Source organism: Aequoribacter sp., assembly GCF_965659035.1.
Lineage (GTDB): Bacteria > Pseudomonadota > Gammaproteobacteria > Pseudomonadales > Halieaceae > Aequoribacter.
The window spans coordinates 1-17,035 of sequence record NZ_CBFHWH010000045.1; the positions used below are offsets into that span (position 1 = coordinate 1).

Annotated in this window: 13 protein-coding genes and 1 riboswitch; all 13 genes read right to left on the minus strand. The window is 52.0% G+C overall.

Going from position 1 to position 17,035, the window contains the following annotated elements; translation table 11 throughout:
* Window positions 1-210, minus strand: a 210-nt coding sequence (locus ACTF5Z_RS07890) for an ectoine synthase (RefSeq protein ID WP_438985167.1), incomplete at its 3' end; no start/stop codon positions are given.
* A 10-nt stretch (window positions 211-220) separates the two neighbouring features.
* Window positions 221-1,516, minus strand: coding sequence for a diaminobutyrate--2-oxoglutarate transaminase (gene ectB, locus ACTF5Z_RS07895; RefSeq protein ID WP_438985168.1), 1,296 nt, complete (start codon window positions 1,514-1,516; stop codon window positions 221-223).
* A complete protein-coding gene (gene ectA / locus ACTF5Z_RS07900) occupies window positions 1,513-2,010 on the minus strand; it encodes a diaminobutyrate acetyltransferase (protein ID WP_438985169.1) in 498 nt (165 codons plus the stop codon). Before ectA ends, ectB begins: the two co-directional genes overlap by 4 nt.
* Before the next feature lie 203 nt (window positions 2,011-2,213).
* Entirely contained in the window at window positions 2,214-3,983 is a 1,770-nt protein-coding gene (atzF, locus tag ACTF5Z_RS07905; protein WP_438985170.1) for an allophanate hydrolase, read from the minus strand.
* Complete coding sequence (uca, locus tag ACTF5Z_RS07910) at window positions 3,973-7,578, minus strand: urea carboxylase (RefSeq protein WP_438985171.1); 3,606 nt, start codon at window positions 7,576-7,578, stop codon at window positions 3,973-3,975. The genes atzF and uca overlap by 11 nt, the downstream gene beginning before the upstream one ends.
* A 62-nt stretch (window positions 7,579-7,640) precedes the next feature.
* On the minus strand, window positions 7,641-8,282 hold the full coding sequence (locus ACTF5Z_RS07915; protein ID WP_438985172.1) for an urea amidolyase associated protein UAAP2: 642 nt from the start codon (window positions 8,280-8,282) through the stop codon (window positions 7,641-7,643).
* A gap of 3 nt (window positions 8,283-8,285) precedes the next feature.
* Entirely contained in the window at window positions 8,286-9,002 is a 717-nt protein-coding gene (locus tag ACTF5Z_RS07920; RefSeq protein ID WP_438985173.1) for an urea amidolyase associated protein UAAP1, read from the minus strand.
* 19 nt (window positions 9,003-9,021) lie between these two features.
* Window positions 9,022-9,789: an ABC transporter ATP-binding protein gene (locus ACTF5Z_RS07925; RefSeq protein WP_423850180.1), complete on the minus strand. Its 768-nt coding sequence runs from the start codon at window positions 9,787-9,789 to the stop codon at window positions 9,022-9,024.
* A complete protein-coding gene (locus ACTF5Z_RS07930) occupies window positions 9,786-10,610 on the minus strand; it encodes an ABC transporter permease (RefSeq protein WP_438985174.1) in 825 nt (274 codons plus the stop codon). The genes ACTF5Z_RS07925 and ACTF5Z_RS07930 overlap by 4 nt, the downstream gene beginning before the upstream one ends.
* Before the next feature lie 37 nt (window positions 10,611-10,647).
* Entirely contained in the window at window positions 10,648-11,688 is a 1,041-nt protein-coding gene (locus ACTF5Z_RS07935; RefSeq protein WP_423850182.1) for a putative urea ABC transporter substrate-binding protein, read from the minus strand.
* A gap of 54 nt (window positions 11,689-11,742) precedes the next feature.
* Window positions 11,743-11,838, minus strand: a riboswitch (guanidine-I (ykkC/yxkD leader).
* 272 nt (window positions 11,839-12,110) lie between these two features.
* A complete protein-coding gene (locus ACTF5Z_RS07940) occupies window positions 12,111-13,667 on the minus strand; it encodes a sodium/sugar symporter (protein WP_438985175.1) in 1,557 nt (518 codons plus the stop codon).
* 17 nt (window positions 13,668-13,684) lie between these two features.
* On the minus strand, window positions 13,685-16,126 hold the full coding sequence (locus ACTF5Z_RS07945; RefSeq protein ID WP_438985176.1) for a glycoside hydrolase family 3 protein: 2,442 nt from the start codon (window positions 16,124-16,126) through the stop codon (window positions 13,685-13,687).
* 30 nt (window positions 16,127-16,156) lie between these two features.
* Window positions 16,157-17,035 (minus strand): glycoside hydrolase family 16 protein (locus tag ACTF5Z_RS07950; protein ID WP_438985177.1); only part of this gene is annotated, 879 nt, incomplete at its 5' end.

Genomic DNA, 17,035 nt, shown 5'->3' on the forward strand with positions numbered 1-17,035 from the left:
AACTTCACCATAACCAGAAATACAATACACAGATTCCAAGTGATTCTGGTAGTGCAACCGAAAGTCTTTGCCTGCGTAAATCGTGGTTATATGAAACGAGAAGCCCATGTGGTCATCTTTTAATAGCAACCTAGTACTCTCCCAATTGCCATCGGGTGAAATGACTCGGCGGGCGGAACGGTTCGCTTCATTAAGTGTACGTACAATCATTGGTGCATCCTTAGCTCGCCATAAAGTAATCAGTCGGTGTTGGAATTTTTGTCTCGGCCCGACAAACCTCTTTAATTGCTGCCTCGAGTATGTCCAAACCTTTTTTGAGGTTGATATCAGATATAGTCAAAGGGCACAGCAGCTTCACCACCTGATCGTCAGCGCCACTCGTTTCGATAACCAACTTGCGCTCGAAGGCTGCCTTTGTGATCTTGCCTGCAATGTCGCCGTTGACACAAAACAGGCCTCGCATCATACCTCGGCCCAAGACTTGGAATTGTTCATCACCGTATTGAGAAGCGATGTGGCGTAAGCGTTTGCCAATGTATTCGCCTTTGCGCTTGATAGACTTAGCAAAGTCCGGTGTAGACCAGTAGTGCTCGAGGGTAGCGGTGGCCGTCACAAAGGCTAAATTGTTGCCCCGAAAGGTACCGTTGTGCTCTCCCGGTTGCCATTGATCAAGATCTGGACGAATCAGTACGACCGCAAAGGGTAGACCATATCCACTCAACGACTTGGAAAGAGTCACAATATCGGGTTTTATGCCCGCAGCTTCAAAACTAAAAAAATCGCCCGTGCGGCCACAACCAGCCTGAATATCGTCAACGATTAGTAGCACGTCGTGCTTACGACAGACAGCCTCAAGATTCTTAAGCCAACCCAACGACGCAACATTGATACCGCCTTCGCCCTGAACAGTTTCGACGATAACAGCGGCCGGCAGATCAACACCTGAGCTCGAGTCCGACAAAACTTTATCAAGGTAAGCCGTAGTGTCGATATCGCTACCGAGATAACCGTCAAAAGGCATTCTAGCAACGCCAGATAAACTGACACCGGAAGCACCACGATGATGCGAGTTGCCAGTCGTTGCCAAAGAACCCAAGCTTACGCCGTGAAAGCCATTGGTAAACGATATCACGGTTTCGCGACCCGTTACGTTCCGCGCTAGCTTTAGAGCCGCCTCGACCGCATTAGTCCCAGTGGGACCAGTAAATTGAACCACGTAGTTGAGCCCGCGCGGTTCAAGAATCGTTGAGTTAAGGGCTTCTAAAAACCCAGCTTTCGCTCGTGTATGAAGATCTAGACCGTGGCTGATCCCATCATCTTCAATGTAACGTAGTAAAGCACCCTTTAGCAGGTCATTGTTGTGACCATAGTTTAAGGTGCCAGCACCCGCCAAAAAATCGAGGTAAGCGTGACCTTCCACATCATAAAGATGCTCGTCTTTGGCTCTCGAAAAAATACAGGGAAATGAACGTGCATAGGATTGAACTTCAGATTCAATCTCATCAAATATTGTCATGGTGATATTCCTAGCGGTGAGTTAAAGGGCCCGATACGGACCAGGTATTCGGAGTCATGTAATCCAGCAAAATGCTCCGATTGATCAAGCCAAATGTTTGAGGTCAAAGAGACTTGGTAGTAGTCAGCCAGACCCTCGAACAAGGCCCAGGACACTCGGTTGTCTCGAGTTATGGTGGTCTCAATGAATTTGAGCCCACCACCTAAACCGGCGTCGACAAGATGGCAAAGCATCTTTTTAGCGAGCCCCTTCCCGCGTGCGGCTTGCGCAACAGCAACCTGCCAGACAAACAGCGTGTCGGGTGCTTCAGGCTGATAGTATCCCGTAATCGCACCGCACAGCTGGCTATGACTCTCAACAGCAACCGACGTGTCCGCAAAATGAGTGCATTGCAAAAAGTTCAGGTAGGCAGAGTTCGTATCGAGTGGGGGGCATTGTGCCACCAGAGCATGTAGTTTTTGCCCATCGCCCTTCATGAGCTTGCGGAAGTACACAGTAATCTCTTCTTGACTATTTTGGTTTCAAAAGTTTCATAGCGCCTATCAGAAACAGAGCCTATATTTAAGGGAAATCTAAAAAATTTCGCGCCAATTTACTTTCAGCTCAAACTAGTTTACTGGTAGACGACAAAAATGTCTAGCTTCACAGAGGAAGCTAGACAGAGTGACTTATCTATCGCGGTGAAAGGATACGAGGATTACGCCGAAGCCAAGTACGCTCGCCAATCCCCAAACCTACTGACATCCTGAGCGCCGGAATCAACGCAGCCGGCTGCTGCAATAAAACCTTTCACTTCTCGACCATCAGTTAAGGTCACGGTGCCCAAACCCAGCGGCGCGGGAATGCCCTGCAAAAAAGAACCTACAGAGTCAATCGGCAAACGCCAAAGCTCGGCACCAATGGAGGAGCCATTCTCCAAATCACCGACCAGCGCCGGACGTTTAACACCACCGCCCGGAAGCGCAAACAAGCGATAGGTCGGCGCCGTTTTAACCACCTCTAACAAGTACCCGCCCCGCTCTCGCAATTGGGGATTTAAGGGCAAACCCTCCATGTGCGCCCCGCAGACCAACAGATCAAAATAGCGACTGTCGGCCACCGGTTTATCGCGACCCTCAGTGACTGCACCGATATTCAAGCGCCGAGCAATAGACAGTAAGGTGCGATCGCTGCAACGCGAGCCAACCAACGTCAGCCCAAAAGGCAAACCTTGGGATGTCGCCCCCGCGGGAATGGCGAGACCGGCGTAATCCAATAAGTTCATGTAGTTGGTGTAGTAACCCAAGTTAGTGTTGTACAGGACAGGTTCGGCTTCGAGCTCAGCCAAGGTATACAAACGCCCTGCTGTCGGGGTTAGCATGGCATCGACTTGCGCTAACTGCGCGTCACACAAGCGTTTTAGCGCTTTTAATTGATACTGCGCTTTGAAACACGCGGCGGCCGAGAGGTCTGCCCCCCCCTGAATGATACCGCGCACCACAGGGTTCACTTTATCGGGATACTGGTTTAACGGTTCTTCGCAAGCCAAAGTCCGCTCAGCCACCCAGGGGCCCGAATAGAGCAAGGAGGCCGCCTCGGCAAAAGGCTCAAAGTCGAGCTCTATCAGTTCGATGCTCGTATCAGTTTGGATTCTAGCCAAGGCGGCATCGTAAGCTTGTTGGTAATGGGCATCGCCAAAAAACTGAAGTTGCGAAGGCTTAATTACGCCCAGTTTGAGTGGGCCCGAGCGACGCCCCTCGGTTCTTGCGGCGTTGCTGTCGACGTTGACTTGTGCAAATGGGTCGGCTGAATCAAACGCATCCATCACCGCAAACGCGGCCGATGCGGTCTCAAGATCTTTGGCGAACACCGTAACGCAATCCAAACTGCGGCAGGCCGGCACCACACCAGATGTTGAAACCAGCCCCAAGCTCGGCTTCAACCCATATAAATCATTGAAGGCAGCAGGCACACGGCCTGAACCCGCCGTGTCGGTACCCAAAGCAAAGCTCACCATATTCAAGGCGGTGGCCACCGCAGACCCCGAACTACTACCGCCGCTAATGTAAGCGGCGTTGACGCTGTTCTGCACCGCGCCATAGGGCGAACGCGTACCGTTAAGGCCGGTCGCAAACTGGTCGAGATTTGTTTTACCGATCGGAATGGCTCCCGCATCAATCAGCACCTGAACGACAAACGCGGAGCGCTCGGGCAGGTACGAGAACTCGGGGCAAGCGGCCGTCGTTGGCACTCCTGCTAGATCGATGTTGTCTTTTATGGCAAAGGGCACACCCCATAAGGGCGATTGCCGTGGATCAGTATCATCTAAGTACTGGCAGTAGGCCTCAAGCTCTGAATCCTTCAAACAATAAATCCAAATCGGGTTATCGGCATGTGCAGCTATCCGTTCTTTGACCACTGCTAGAAGCTGTCGCGGCGTACCACCCTGCGCGTAGAATTGACGAACATTGGTGATATCAAGCTTCATTGCTAGTCTCCTTAAGTACGCACAGAGTTTGGCCTGCGGTGATGCGCGCGCCTGCACCTAGGGGTAGGCGATACACCCTGCCCGCCCTGGTGGCGACCACCGGAATCTCCATTTTCATGGATTCAAGTACCACCAGGGTTTGACCGGGAACAACCGTGTCGCCTTCGGCTACCGAGTGCTGCCAAACGCTGCCCGATACAGGGCTATCCACTAAAATTGCGCCTTGTGGCCAATTTTCTGATTGGGTAAGCTCAGGGGCCTCTTCCACTTCAAAATGGAACTGCCCATCGCGGTGCCAACGCGCCAGCTCATCGGCAAAGGCCTGCTCGCGTTGCAACTTAAAGGCTTGGATCGATTCTTCTTGGCTGTCGACAAACGCTTGATAATCAGCCAGCGAAAAACGGGTTTCTTCAATTCTGATTGCGTGCTGGCCGGTCGGAAAATCCCGCCGCATCTGCATAAGCTCATCATGACCGACTTCGTAAAAGCGAATCTGATCAAAAAAGCGCAACAGCCAAGGCTGTTGAAACTGTGCGGTCTGTTGATAGCGATTCCACATCTGCAAGGTACGACCAACGAACTGGTAACCGCCGGGCCCCTCCATGCCGTAAACACACAGGTAAGACCCACCAATACCGACGGAATTTTCGGCCGTCCAAGTCCTTGCTGGGTTGTACTTAGTCGTCACCAATCGGTGCCTAGGATCCACGGGCGTCGCGACCGGCGCTCCGAGATAAACGTCACCCAAACCCAGTACCAAATAGCTGGCATCAAACACGACACTCTTAACGGCCTCGATATCTTTCAGGCCGTTAATGCGTCGAATAAACTCAAGGTTACTGGGGCACCACGGCGCATTCGCGCGCACCGACTGCATGTATTTATCAATGGCTTGCTGGCAGGCCTCATCGTTCCAAGACAAGGGCAAGTGCACAACACGCGAAGGCACCTCTAACGAGTCAAGTTGGCTTGCTAACACACGCTCGGCGGCCACCACAGTATCAATGACACTTTGTAGGCTAATCGTCTGCGAATCGTAGTGGATTTGAAGCGAGCGGATACCTGGGGTTAATTCGCGTAAACCCTCGACCTTGGTTTCTTGCAGGTAACGCATCAAGGCATGCGCCCGAAACCGCAAGCGAATATCTAGTTCTAAGTCACCGTATTCAATCAGCAAAAAATGATCACCAGCAGGACGGAAGACAATTTCGTCGCCGAATTCTGCCGCGGGCAAACGATTAATTACTGGGGACAACGGCCGCGTATAGTTTGGTAACCGTACCGGCCGGGGTTCTAGTTCACTTAAAGCGCGATGTTGCGCCGCTTCAATAGCAACGGCAGCCTCAATAGACACCGGCTCAAAGCGCAGTCTATCGCCCGCACGTAGTTGCCCCAACTTCCACAGGTCAGCCGTAATGACGGTAGCTGGGCAAACAAAGCCCCCCAAAGACGGCCCATCGGGTCCAAGAATGACCGGCATATCGCCGGTAAAGTCTATCGAGCCAAAAGCATAAGCATTGTCGTGCAAGTTCGAGGGGTGTAACCCCGCTTCGCCGCCATCCGTTCTCGCCCATTCGGGTTTAGGGCCGATTAGGCGCACTCCGGTGCGACTCGAGTTGTAGTGAACCTCCCAAGTGGCATCAAAAAAGGTATCAATATCACTCTCGGTTAAAAAATCAGGCGCTCCGTGTGGACCGTAAATAACACGGAGTGTCCAGGCGTTAGACAACACCGGCCGCAACTCGACAGGCGCCGTTTGATGCGCACAATTCGGGTTGTTTGGCGGCAAAGCCAGCACATCGCCCGCACGTAAAGCACGTCCGTTGTGACCACCAAATTGCCCTAAAGTGAAAGTGCTGCGTGAACCCAAATATTCAGGGCAATTCAGGCCACCGCCAAAGGCGATGTAGGCGCGCGCGCCAGTGCTTGCTAACGCGCCCATCTCGAGCACGCTGCCAGCCTCGACCTCAAACACCTCATAAGGCGGGATCAGTTCACCATTGCAGGTGAACTCGGTGGTCGCACCGCCCCAAGCAATGGTGGTATCACACGAGACTTTGAAGCTAGGACCCTGCACCGCCACTTCAAATCCAGCGGCGTCGATATCGTTACCCAGCACCCGATTGAGCAAGCGAAAGGTGTAGTTATCAAAGGCACCTGAAGGTGGTACACCCACATGCCAGTAGCCACGTCGACCACGGGCATCCTGAATGGTCGTTTGAGTTCCGCCGCTGATGACATCAAGGCGCCGCGGTTGCCATTGCACATCATTCAAGTAGCGGGTGGTTATCGTCCCAGCAGTGACGACCGCATCCTGCATTAACATCTCTAAGTACTGCAGGTTGGTTTGGGTACCGTACAAGTGACTTTGACGTAAAGCGCTCGCCATTGCCTCGAGAGCCTCAGTGCGCGATGGTCGATGTACGATCACTTTGGCAATCATCGGGTCGAAATAAGGCGATATTTCCAGGCCGGCGCTCACCCAATGATCGATTCGAACATTGGGTTCATCAGTCCATTCAACGGCAGTCAGCAAACCTGGTGCCGGCGCAAAATCTTTGTAAGGGTCCTCGGCGTAGACCCGAACTTGAACAGCATGTCCCTGAGGCTTGGCGTCGAAGCTATCAAAGAATGCGTGCTCTCCGGCACCGACCTTCAACATCCATTCAACGAGATCAACCTTGAAGACTTCTTCGGTAACGCCGTGCTCTACCTGTAAGCGAGTATTTACTTCAAGAAAGTAGAACTGCTCGGTATCGGCGTCAAAAATAAATTCAACCGTGCCGGCATTACGATAACTCACAGAGGCCAACAGGTTCGCTGCGGTGCTGTGAAGGTTAGCCCGCACGTCGTCGGATAAATTTGGAGCAGGGCACTCTTCAATGACTTTTTGGTTGCGACGCTGTGCCGAGCAATCGCGCTCACCAATAGCAAGCGCTCGTCCCTGCCCGTCGCCTATGACCTGAACCTCAATGTGGCGAGCACAGGCGATAAACTTTTCGATGAAAACGCCATCATTGGAAAAATTATTTTGCCCTAAGCGGCGCACGCTGGCGTAGGCCTGCTCAAGCTCAACTTGAGATTGACACACTTGCATGCCAATACCGCCACCGCCTGCTGTGCTCTTAAGCATCACGGGATAGCCAATACGCTCAGCTTCGACTCTGGCATCATCCAGATTAGTCAATAAATCGGTCCCGGGTAACAGCGGAACATCTGCAGCCAAGGCCAGGGCCCGGGCACGATGTTTTAAACCGAATTCAATTATCTGTTCAGGGCGCGGCCCCAAAAACACGAAACCTTGCGCCTCACACGCTTGAGCGAAGTCTGCATTTTCGCTTAAAAAGCCATAGCCAGGGTGAATAGCTTGTGCATCCGTTGCTTGGGCGATCGCCAAAATTTTATCTACTGCTAAATACGTGTCAGCCGCGGGGCCTTCACCTAAACTGAAGGCGTGATCGGCTTGCTGGACATGCAGACTATCGCGATCGGATTCAGCGTAGACAGCGACCGACTCGATGCCTAAGCGACGTAACGATCGAATAATACGAGTGGCAATCGCCCCACGATTGGCGATTAATACACGTGAAAACATAACTCTCCTTGCGGGCCGTCCCGAACGCTTCTACACCTGTGGTCGTCCAAAGGTGGCGTGACTTATTCTTCCCACATCAGCACATCAATCGGTGTGGGGTTATATCCATTGCAGGGGTTATTTAATTGTGGGCAATTCGAAATCAGCATCAGAACATCCCGCTCTGCGCGCAACTCGACGTACTTACCGGGGGCCGAAATGCCGTCCTCAAAGGTCAAACCACCTTCAATGGTAATGGGCACATTCATAAAGAAATTGATGTTGTGACCGATATCCGCTTTGGTTAAGCCACACTCAGGTTTTTCTGCAATGGCCAACATCCAGCTATCGCGACAGCTGTGCATGCAACGCTTCTCTAGATCGTAACGCACGGTGTTACTCTCACTAGCGCAGGCACCGCCCAACGTATCGTGACGACCACAGGTATCGGCCACAATCGTTAACAGCGGTTTGTTGGCGGTAGAACGCAACACTGAACCTGCTGTCAGGTAGACGTTGCCTTGTTCTCGAATGGTGTCAGTTACGCTGTAGCGCTCGGTCGGACTCGAGGCGTCAAAAAAGAGCGTGTCAGCCGCCTGATTACCCTCGAGGTCAAGCAATCGAACCACATGCCCCTTAGGAATGCGTTCGAGGTAGTAGTCACCCGAGTCGACACGATCAATGCGATAAGCAGACGCTGATGTTCTCGAACTTTCAACAATCATGGTTTACTCCTTCGCTCCTAGGTAATACAAGGCGTTATTCATAAAACCTCGTTGATTTTCCGGGCACAGATTTAAGCACTCGTCGTCATCGCCTACAGGCTTCGCTAAAGTTAGGCTGATCTCGACTTGACCTGTCGGATACGAGGCACAGCTGTCTAAAGGGTGAGGGCAGGTATGCAAAATCACCAGAGTGTCCATTTCAAAGCGCAAGGTCAGGCTCTTGCCCTCGGTTTGGGCTGGGGTGCGCAAACTCATATTGCCCTCAGCATCGGTCACGACAGAGCTAAACCAGTTGATGTTGGCGGGTAGGGCATTGGCGGTAAGCCCATATTTTTCAAGCTCGACAAGAAAGGCGTCATACCCGTTCTGATGCCAGTCGTTGCGGTCAGTCTGATAGTTCCGCGCACCAAACATTTGCTCTATGTGGCTCGCGTGGGTATTACCGCAGACGGTATCGTGCCATTGCACGTCATCGTGCGTAATCGACGCAAAAATCCGCCCCATATCCGAGTACAGGCAGTTGCCTTGCGCCAACTTAAAGGTATGTTGCGCCTTCAAAGTATCGGGGGCGTTGTATCGTTCGTACAGGTTCTCGGGATTGTAAAACACCATCCCCACGTTCGAACCGCCACTCAGGTCCGTCAGCGTCATTTGGACGCCACGGCGCACTTTTAACGACCAATGCTTGCCTGCGTCGAGCTTGGTCACATAATTATCCATGATCTAATCCTTTACTCTGTTACTCTGTTCGTTGATCTATCTGAGCTAGAGTCTTCTCGTAATCGTCTTCGCTGGTCGTAGCCAAATTAAGGTCGTAGGTCACCGAGGCACCGTAAGCTTGAGGTGCATGAGGATCATGCCGGCGCTTATCAAAAACCCAGAGCCGGGTCCCCAACGAGAAGCCTTCTTTCAGATCGTGCGTCACCATAAATACCGTTAACCCAAACGAAGCCCAAAGATTTTTGAGCAGTACATGCATATCATTGCGAATGCCGGGATCAAGGGCCCCAAAGGGTTCATCGAGCAATAGAATTCGTGGTTTAGCAATCAGCGCTTGGGCGATTGCTAAACGTTGACGCATGCCACCCGAGAGGGCTTGAGGGTACTGATCGGCCGAGGCCGTTAGACCTACGCGCTCAAGCATTTCGAAGGCCGCCTGATTAGCCTCGCGCTTGGCGCGACCGAATAAGCGCCCTGTGATACCCGATTGTGCCAAGGCTGGCGCGGCCATGACATTCTGCAATACAGTCATGTGCGGAAACACCGAGTACTGCTGAAAAACAATGCCTCGATCTGGGCCAGGTTCGGCTGCAATCGGCTCCCCATCCAAGCGTATTTCACCCTGCGTCGCCGATTGGGTACCCAACAGTAAATTTAGAAAAGTGCTCTTGCCGCAACCCGACGCCCCTACCATGGTCACGAACTCGCCTTCCTTGACCGACAAGGACAGATCTTCCAGTACGGTATTATCGCCGTAGCGTTTCCAAACTTTTTCGACCTCAATCATCGCTCGTCTCCCGCTAAGCGATCCCATGGAAAACACAGGTAATTAATTCGCGCCAAAATCCAGTCAAAGGTAAAGGCCAGCAGGGTAATCCAAGCGACGTACGGCAGAATTACATCCATGGCCATATAACGTCGCACCAGAAAGATTCGGTAGCCAAGGCCGTCGGTAGACGCAATTGCCTCAGCGGCAATTAAGAACAACCACGCGGCGCCTAGAGAAAGCCGCACGGCATCAATTAAGCGGGGCATAATCTGAGGAAGAATCACGCGCAGAATAATTTGCGCGGTATTCGCGCCCAAGGTCTGGGCTTTTATTAATTGCTCTGATGGTATTTCTTGTGTGCGCCGCTGAATATCGCGGGCAATAAAAGGCATAACACCGATGGCAATTAATACCACTTTTGACAACTCACCCAACCCCAGGACAATGAAAAGGATGGGCAAAACCGCCAAGGGTGGAATTAAAGAAACGATGGTTAACAAAGGGTTTAGGGTAGATCCCACCGAGGGTAGGGCGCCAGTGAGCACACCTACAATTAACCCCGTCAATGCCGCGATACCCACACCCAAGCCCAAGCGAATCAAGCTACTCTGAGTGTCGACCCAGAACAAATACTCGCCGGTGCGTTTGCTCGGCTCAAAGGCCATGCGTTTGATTGCGTCACCAAACTGCTCGAAGCTTGGCAGCAACTTATCCGCCTCGTTTTCAGCGAGTCGCGCTTCGGATCCGGCCATATAAAGTAACAGCAGCATGATCAGAGGCACTAAACCAAGCATGACACTGAGTGCTCGCGAGGGCCGCCTGTTAATCCATCGTTTCATAATGATCCTTAAAACTTAAGAGTCCGAGGGGCGAGCTTTACAGCTCGCCATCCGCCGCCATCTTCATGTAGGTAGGATCAAAGCGTAGCTTCACGTTGGTCGTAGAACCGTAGGTGCCCGCCGGAGTTTCAATACCGATAAATCCGGCATCAGGTGCGCCTTCGCCCAGCAAACCGTGATCAAACGAAAACTCAGCCACTTTTTTCATGGTGTCATAAACGACTTGGCTTTCAGTCAACGCGAGCGCTTCTGCTGGGGTATAGAACATCTGAGTGCTAGCTAGCTGCGCATCGTAACCGGCCAAATCCGTACCCGAGGCTTCACCTAGGAAAGTTCGCACCGCTGCGCCTTCGGGCGTTTGTGCCGACATTAACGCCATCGTTTCATACCAGGCGCCAACCAACGCTTTGCCCAAATTGGGGTTCTCGGCCAGCGTTTCGGTATTGATCACCAACATATCAATGATTTCGCCTGGCGTCGCAGCAGAATCAAATACAATGTGGCTATCGGGCATTGCGGCGATTTCAGAGACTAGCGGATTCCAAGTCACCACAGCACTCACATCATCGGTAGTGTATACCGCCACCATATCGGCGTCGGACGTGTTAATGACCTGAACATCGCGCTCAGACAAACCCACCGACTCCAGCGCACGCGCCAGTAAATAGTGCGAAACACTCAGCTCCACTAAGTTAACCGACTGCCCCTTGATGGCGGCAAGGTCCTTTTCACCTTTCAGGATGATCGCGTCGTTGCCATTCGAATAATCGCCCACGATCAGCGCCGTGCTATCCACGCCGCCAGCGGCGGGAATTGTCAGCGCATCCATGTTCGTCATGGTGCAGGCATCAAACTGACCCGCCGTGTATTGGTTAATTGATTCGACGTAATCGTTGATCTGAACTACGTCGATCTCGATATCGTATTTTTTTGCCCATTTATCAACAATGCCTTGTTGGTCGGCGTAGGCCCAAGGCATCCATCCAACATAGATTGACCAGCAGATTTGGAAAGAATCGCGCGCCATGGCTGACGGCGACAAGACTAAAGTTAGCGCAAGAGCTAATAAACGTTTCATAACATCCCCTCTGAGTTGAGTACACGGAATACGCTCGGTAAAAACCTTCGCAAAATCTCCCGGGCTTTTATCCCGCCGTGTAACCTCTAAGAGGTCGAGTGCTCTCGGACCAGACACTGCTAAGCAGCCGGAACCCTAGCGCTCTATTGACAAACTGTTCTGCGGCTTTCACCAAGTGCACGCACTCATTGGTAACGCAGGATCGGTGCCAATTTTGTATTAGTGATAAAAATCAATTGGTTAGGAAATATCTTCAGATATGTGACTGCGATATCAAACCATGAATGCACCAATATAAACAGAGCCGAGCATGAGTTCTGCTCCATATTGGTGCGCGAGGTGATAGCAACGACATCGCCTGTGTAAGCTCAAATGAGAGGCACAAAAAAGGGGCCCGAAGCCCCTTTGAGAATATGACTAGATCACCACCATGTGGCGTATAAGGCGGCTAAGATCAGCGTGACTGCAAATGCAGAAATATTAAAGCCTGTTGTCGTCGCAAATTGGATTTCATCCAAATGAATGGCGCCTTCTTGCTCGCGATTCTGCAGCATCGACACGACAACGGCCAAGCCGGTGGCGATCAAGAAAACGAGGCCTACGCGGTCAATGAAAGGCAATTCCGGCCACAACATTTTGAAGGCAAAGGACAAGACAACCGAACCAATTGCAGCCGCTAAAGCGCCGGCAGCTGTGGTTTTCTTCCAGAACATACCCAACAAGAAAATCACCACGATACCGGGCGTAAAGAAGCCCGTAAATTCTTGGATGTACTGGAAGGCCTGATCAAATTTACCCAACAGAGGCTCCGCTGCGATCATCGCCAAGATCATGGCAATAACCGCTACCGTTCGACCTACAACGACTGGGTCTCCTTGCTTATCAGCTGGACGAATTGAGGGCATTAAATCCATCGTAAACAGCGTCGATATGCTGTTTGTCATAGACGCCAAAGAAGAGACGATAGCCGCCAGCAAAGCGGCAAACACTAGGCCTTTAAGACCAGAAGGTAGCAGCGTCATTGCCTGAGGATAGGCCTGATCAGGCGAACTCAGGTTGCTGTCTAGCGCAAACAGAGCAATACCTGGCAAGACCACAATCACAGGCATAAGCAGTTTCAAGAAGGCGGCAAAAGCAATACCTTTTTGTGCTTCCTGAACACTTTTCGCCGCCAATGCACGCTGGATGATGTATTGGTTAAAGCCCCAATACGAGATATTCATAATCCACATGCCACCGACCAGAACCGACAAACCTGGCAGGGCCATGTAATGCTCATTTTCAGGCGTAAATATCATATCGAATTTTTCAGGCGCCACTCGGGTCAACTCGACAAATCCAGCAACCACACCTTCACCACCGGAGACTTTATCCAGCATCAAGGCCACGATGATCAGACCACCCAACACCAATAACACAACCTGAATGATATCAGTAAAAGCGACCGCCTTTAGGCCGCCATACAAAGAATAGGCTAACGCGAATACACCCAGAACGATCAGGGCGGTTTGCACCGGCACACCAGCGACCGTATTTAGAGCCAACGAACCCAACCACAACACCGCAGTTAAGTTCACAAACACGTACACCGCCAACCAGAAAATAGCTAAGACAATGCGCACTCGATGATCATAGCGCTGCTCTAGGAACTGCGGCATGGTGTAAATGCCGTGCTTCAAGAAAATAGGCAGTAAAAATTTACCCACCAAGATCAAGGTGATTGCGGCCATCCATTCGTACGAGGCGATCGCCAAACCCATGGCGTAACCCGAGCCCGACATACCAATGATTTGCTCGGCCGAAATATTGGCAGCGATCAAGGATGCACCGATAGCCCACCATGGCAGGGACTTCCCCGCTAAAAAGTAATCTTTGGCGTCTTTGTGGTGACCCGCTTCCTCGCGCGACACCCACTGAGCAAGCACAAACAAGCCCAGTGCGTAAGCCACAACAATCGAAATATCCAGTGTAGATAACATAGCGTTTCCTTATTTTATTATTGGCAGTTCACTACCGATTCTGGTGTGGCCTCAGAGCTTATCGCAACACGCTTCAAGGTCATAGTTAAAGGTTTGGCGCTGGCAATGACCAAAGGAGCATTAATTTGCGATAAGTCCGAACCGCGGTCTGCAAAGCACGCTAAGGGAATCGAAGCCTCTTGCCATTCTCCAACTGCTGCCGCCGCTAGCACGTCTGCAAACGGCACTTCACCCGTACAGGGATATTCGCAATCCATGCGAACCGCAACGTCTCCTTCAGGCGCTTGATCAACTCGATAGTTTAGCGTCAGGTAAGCGCCACTCTCGCCCCAAGAACTAAAATCTAAGGGCGCCTGCGAGTACCAATATACTTGCGCTACACCCACAGAGGCGTTCCCGAAACGAACCTGGCGAGCGTCTTCCTGCACATTCACGTCGACCGAGCGCACTTCGACTGCGCCCTCAGCACTGCGCACAAATTTGGAGTTCACTGGAATTTCCCAGTCGCTGTTGTCGCCAACTGCCATTAGCCATGGATCAAAGGTCCGCGCATCAAAGATAACCTGCTCTGCCTGTGCACGCTGCAGCAGAGGTTGTTCATTGAGATCGTCGCGCAGAGTTTCTTCACTCTCTAAGGTCAAGCCGTAGCCATAGGGAAACAGTACGCTCGCTACCGGCAAGTCAGGGTTAGTGGGGTGAACATCAATAGCGGGCCAGTTAAACGAAAGTCGACCTTTAAAATCGAAGTCACTGCCGGGTTCTGCAAATAATACGTCAGCAACGCCGATACCCTCGGTACCTGGTAGCCAAGCCACAACAAAGGCGTCGCTCGCGTTCAATTCGGGGTTGACCCACATCGGCCTACCGGTCAAAAACACCGCGACAGTGGGAATACCATCTGATTGCAAAGCCTGCAGCAGCTGTTGACCCGCCGGATGCTCAGCACCAAAGTTTAGGCTGTCGATATCGCCTTGGCCCTCGGCATAGGGGGTTTCGCCGAACACCACCACGGCCACATCAGGGCGCTGGCTATAGTGACCACTGGGGCTGTAAGTCACTTCGGCACCTTTTTCTGCAGCAACAGACTCTATACCCTGCAATATAGACTGTGCACCCGGGAAATCAGAGTTTTGGTTTCCCGTACCCTGCCAAGTAATCGTCCAACCGCCCGATTGCTGACCGATATCGTTCGCCGCACTGCCAACGACCAAAATCGACTGGCCGCGCTTTAGGGGCAGGACTTGGTCGTTGTTCTTAAGCAGCACTAATGACTCGCGCACCGCCTGTCGCGCAATCTCGCGATGTGAGGCCTGACCGATGACGGACGCATCTAGTACCGCCGATGAGGGAAGCGGTTTATCCATGATTCCGGCCAGAACTTTAACGCGCAGGATGCGACGCACGGCATCATCAATACGAGACATCGGAATGTCGCCATTCGCCACTTGATCTAACATATTGTGGTACAGCGCTTCCCAGTCTTCAGGAACCATAACCATGTCCATACCAGCGTTTATCGCCTGTACGCAGTCACTGTTTGAACAGCCGGCGACCTCACCAATACCATTCCAGTCAGAGATAATAAAGCCATCGAACCCCAAACGGTCTTTAAGCACGTCAGTTAAGATCGTTTTGCTACCGTGGATCTTCTTACCGTTCCAAGAATTGAAAGAGGCCATGACACTCATAACGCCTTCACGTAGCGCTGTCTCATAGCCGCCCGCGTGCTGCTCTAGCAGCTCTTCAAGCGACAAACGTGTGTCACCACGATCGATACCCCTAAACGTTCCGCCATCGCCCACGAAGTGTTTCGCGGTCGCCACCATGTTTTCGGACTGCAAACCGCGCACAACGGCCTCGGCGTAGTCCGCCACAATGTCAGGACGGTCGCTGTAGCTCTCGTAAGTGCGACCCCATCGATTATCTTTAACAATAGCAACGGTCGGCGCAAAAATACCATCGATACCAGTGGCGCGCACTTCACGCGAAGTCGCCGCGCCTATTTGCTCGATCAACTCAGGGTTGCGCGCCGCACCAAGCCCAATATTGTGAGGGAATATCGTTGCACCGACGACGTTGTTATGGCCGTGAACTGCATCGGTACCCCACATGATTGGGATTCCGGCGTTACCTTCGCTGGTATCAATAGAGGCAAGGTAAAGTTCGTCAGCCAGAGCAACCCACTCGGCCACGGTGGCCTGCTTGTTTTTGTTGGGGAATGAGCCCCCACCATTGAGGACTGAGCCGAAGCCATACTTACGCACTTGGTCAGGCGTCACGTACTGTATCTCTGGCTGAATCATCTGAGCGATTTTCTGCTCGAGCGTGAGCGTACTCATAATCCCGTCGACGCGCGCTTCCACCTCTGGATCTATCAAATCTTTCGCCGCGTACGACACCCCAGCGAAAGCGACCATAACACCGCAGCAAATCGCTTTTAATGATCGTGTACCTAACATAACAAACCTCTTACTCGCTTTGTGCAGATTTTATTCTGCTATTTGATTCATATCGTAGATGCGGACATAGTCCACCACCATACGCTGTGGAAAAATACTGTCATCGATGGGTCCACCGGCGCGCCCCCACATACCACCAATTGCCAAGTTCATGATCACGTGAAAAGAATGATCAAAGGGCCACTGGCGCCAGCCCTCGCCGTCGCGGGTGTAAGTAAAATAACGCAAGCCGTCCACCAGCATGTCCATACGATCCGGTGTCCACTGCAAAGTGTAAACATGGAAATCTTCAGCCAAATCCGGAAGTACAATACTGCCTTTACGCTGGTTGCCCTCGACCCAATAGTACCCCTTAGTGTGGACGGTACCATGCACAACGCCCGGTTCAAATCCAACGTGTTCCATCAGGTCGATTTCACCCGAATTAGGCCAAGCATCGCAGTTGGCATTACCTTGCCAATCCGGTGTTCTCGCGTCACAAATGGTGGCATAGCGATAGGGGTGTGTAGGCAACAACCAAATCGCGGGCCAAACGCCTTGTCCCCGAGGAAGCTTGGCTCTTACATCCAAACGCCCGTACATGAAATCAAGTTTGCCCGAGCTGTGAATTCGGCCAGAATGGTACCTGGCATCGCTGCCGCTGGCCTTGTGTGCTTCGATAATCAGCTTACCGTCTTCCAAGCGCAGGTTTTCGAGCGAATTAACATAGGCCTGATCCTCATCGTTTACTTTGCGAGCGGGCCACTCATCGACGCTCCAGAATCGAGAATCCAGCGCAGTACCATCAAACTCATCGGCCCACCGCAAAGTCCCAAGCGCCTGCGATTGAACGGGCTCTAAGCGAAAAGCACTAATTAAGGGCATATCAGGCGCTGCGCGAAACTCAAGCACAATGGAGCCATCGGCGGT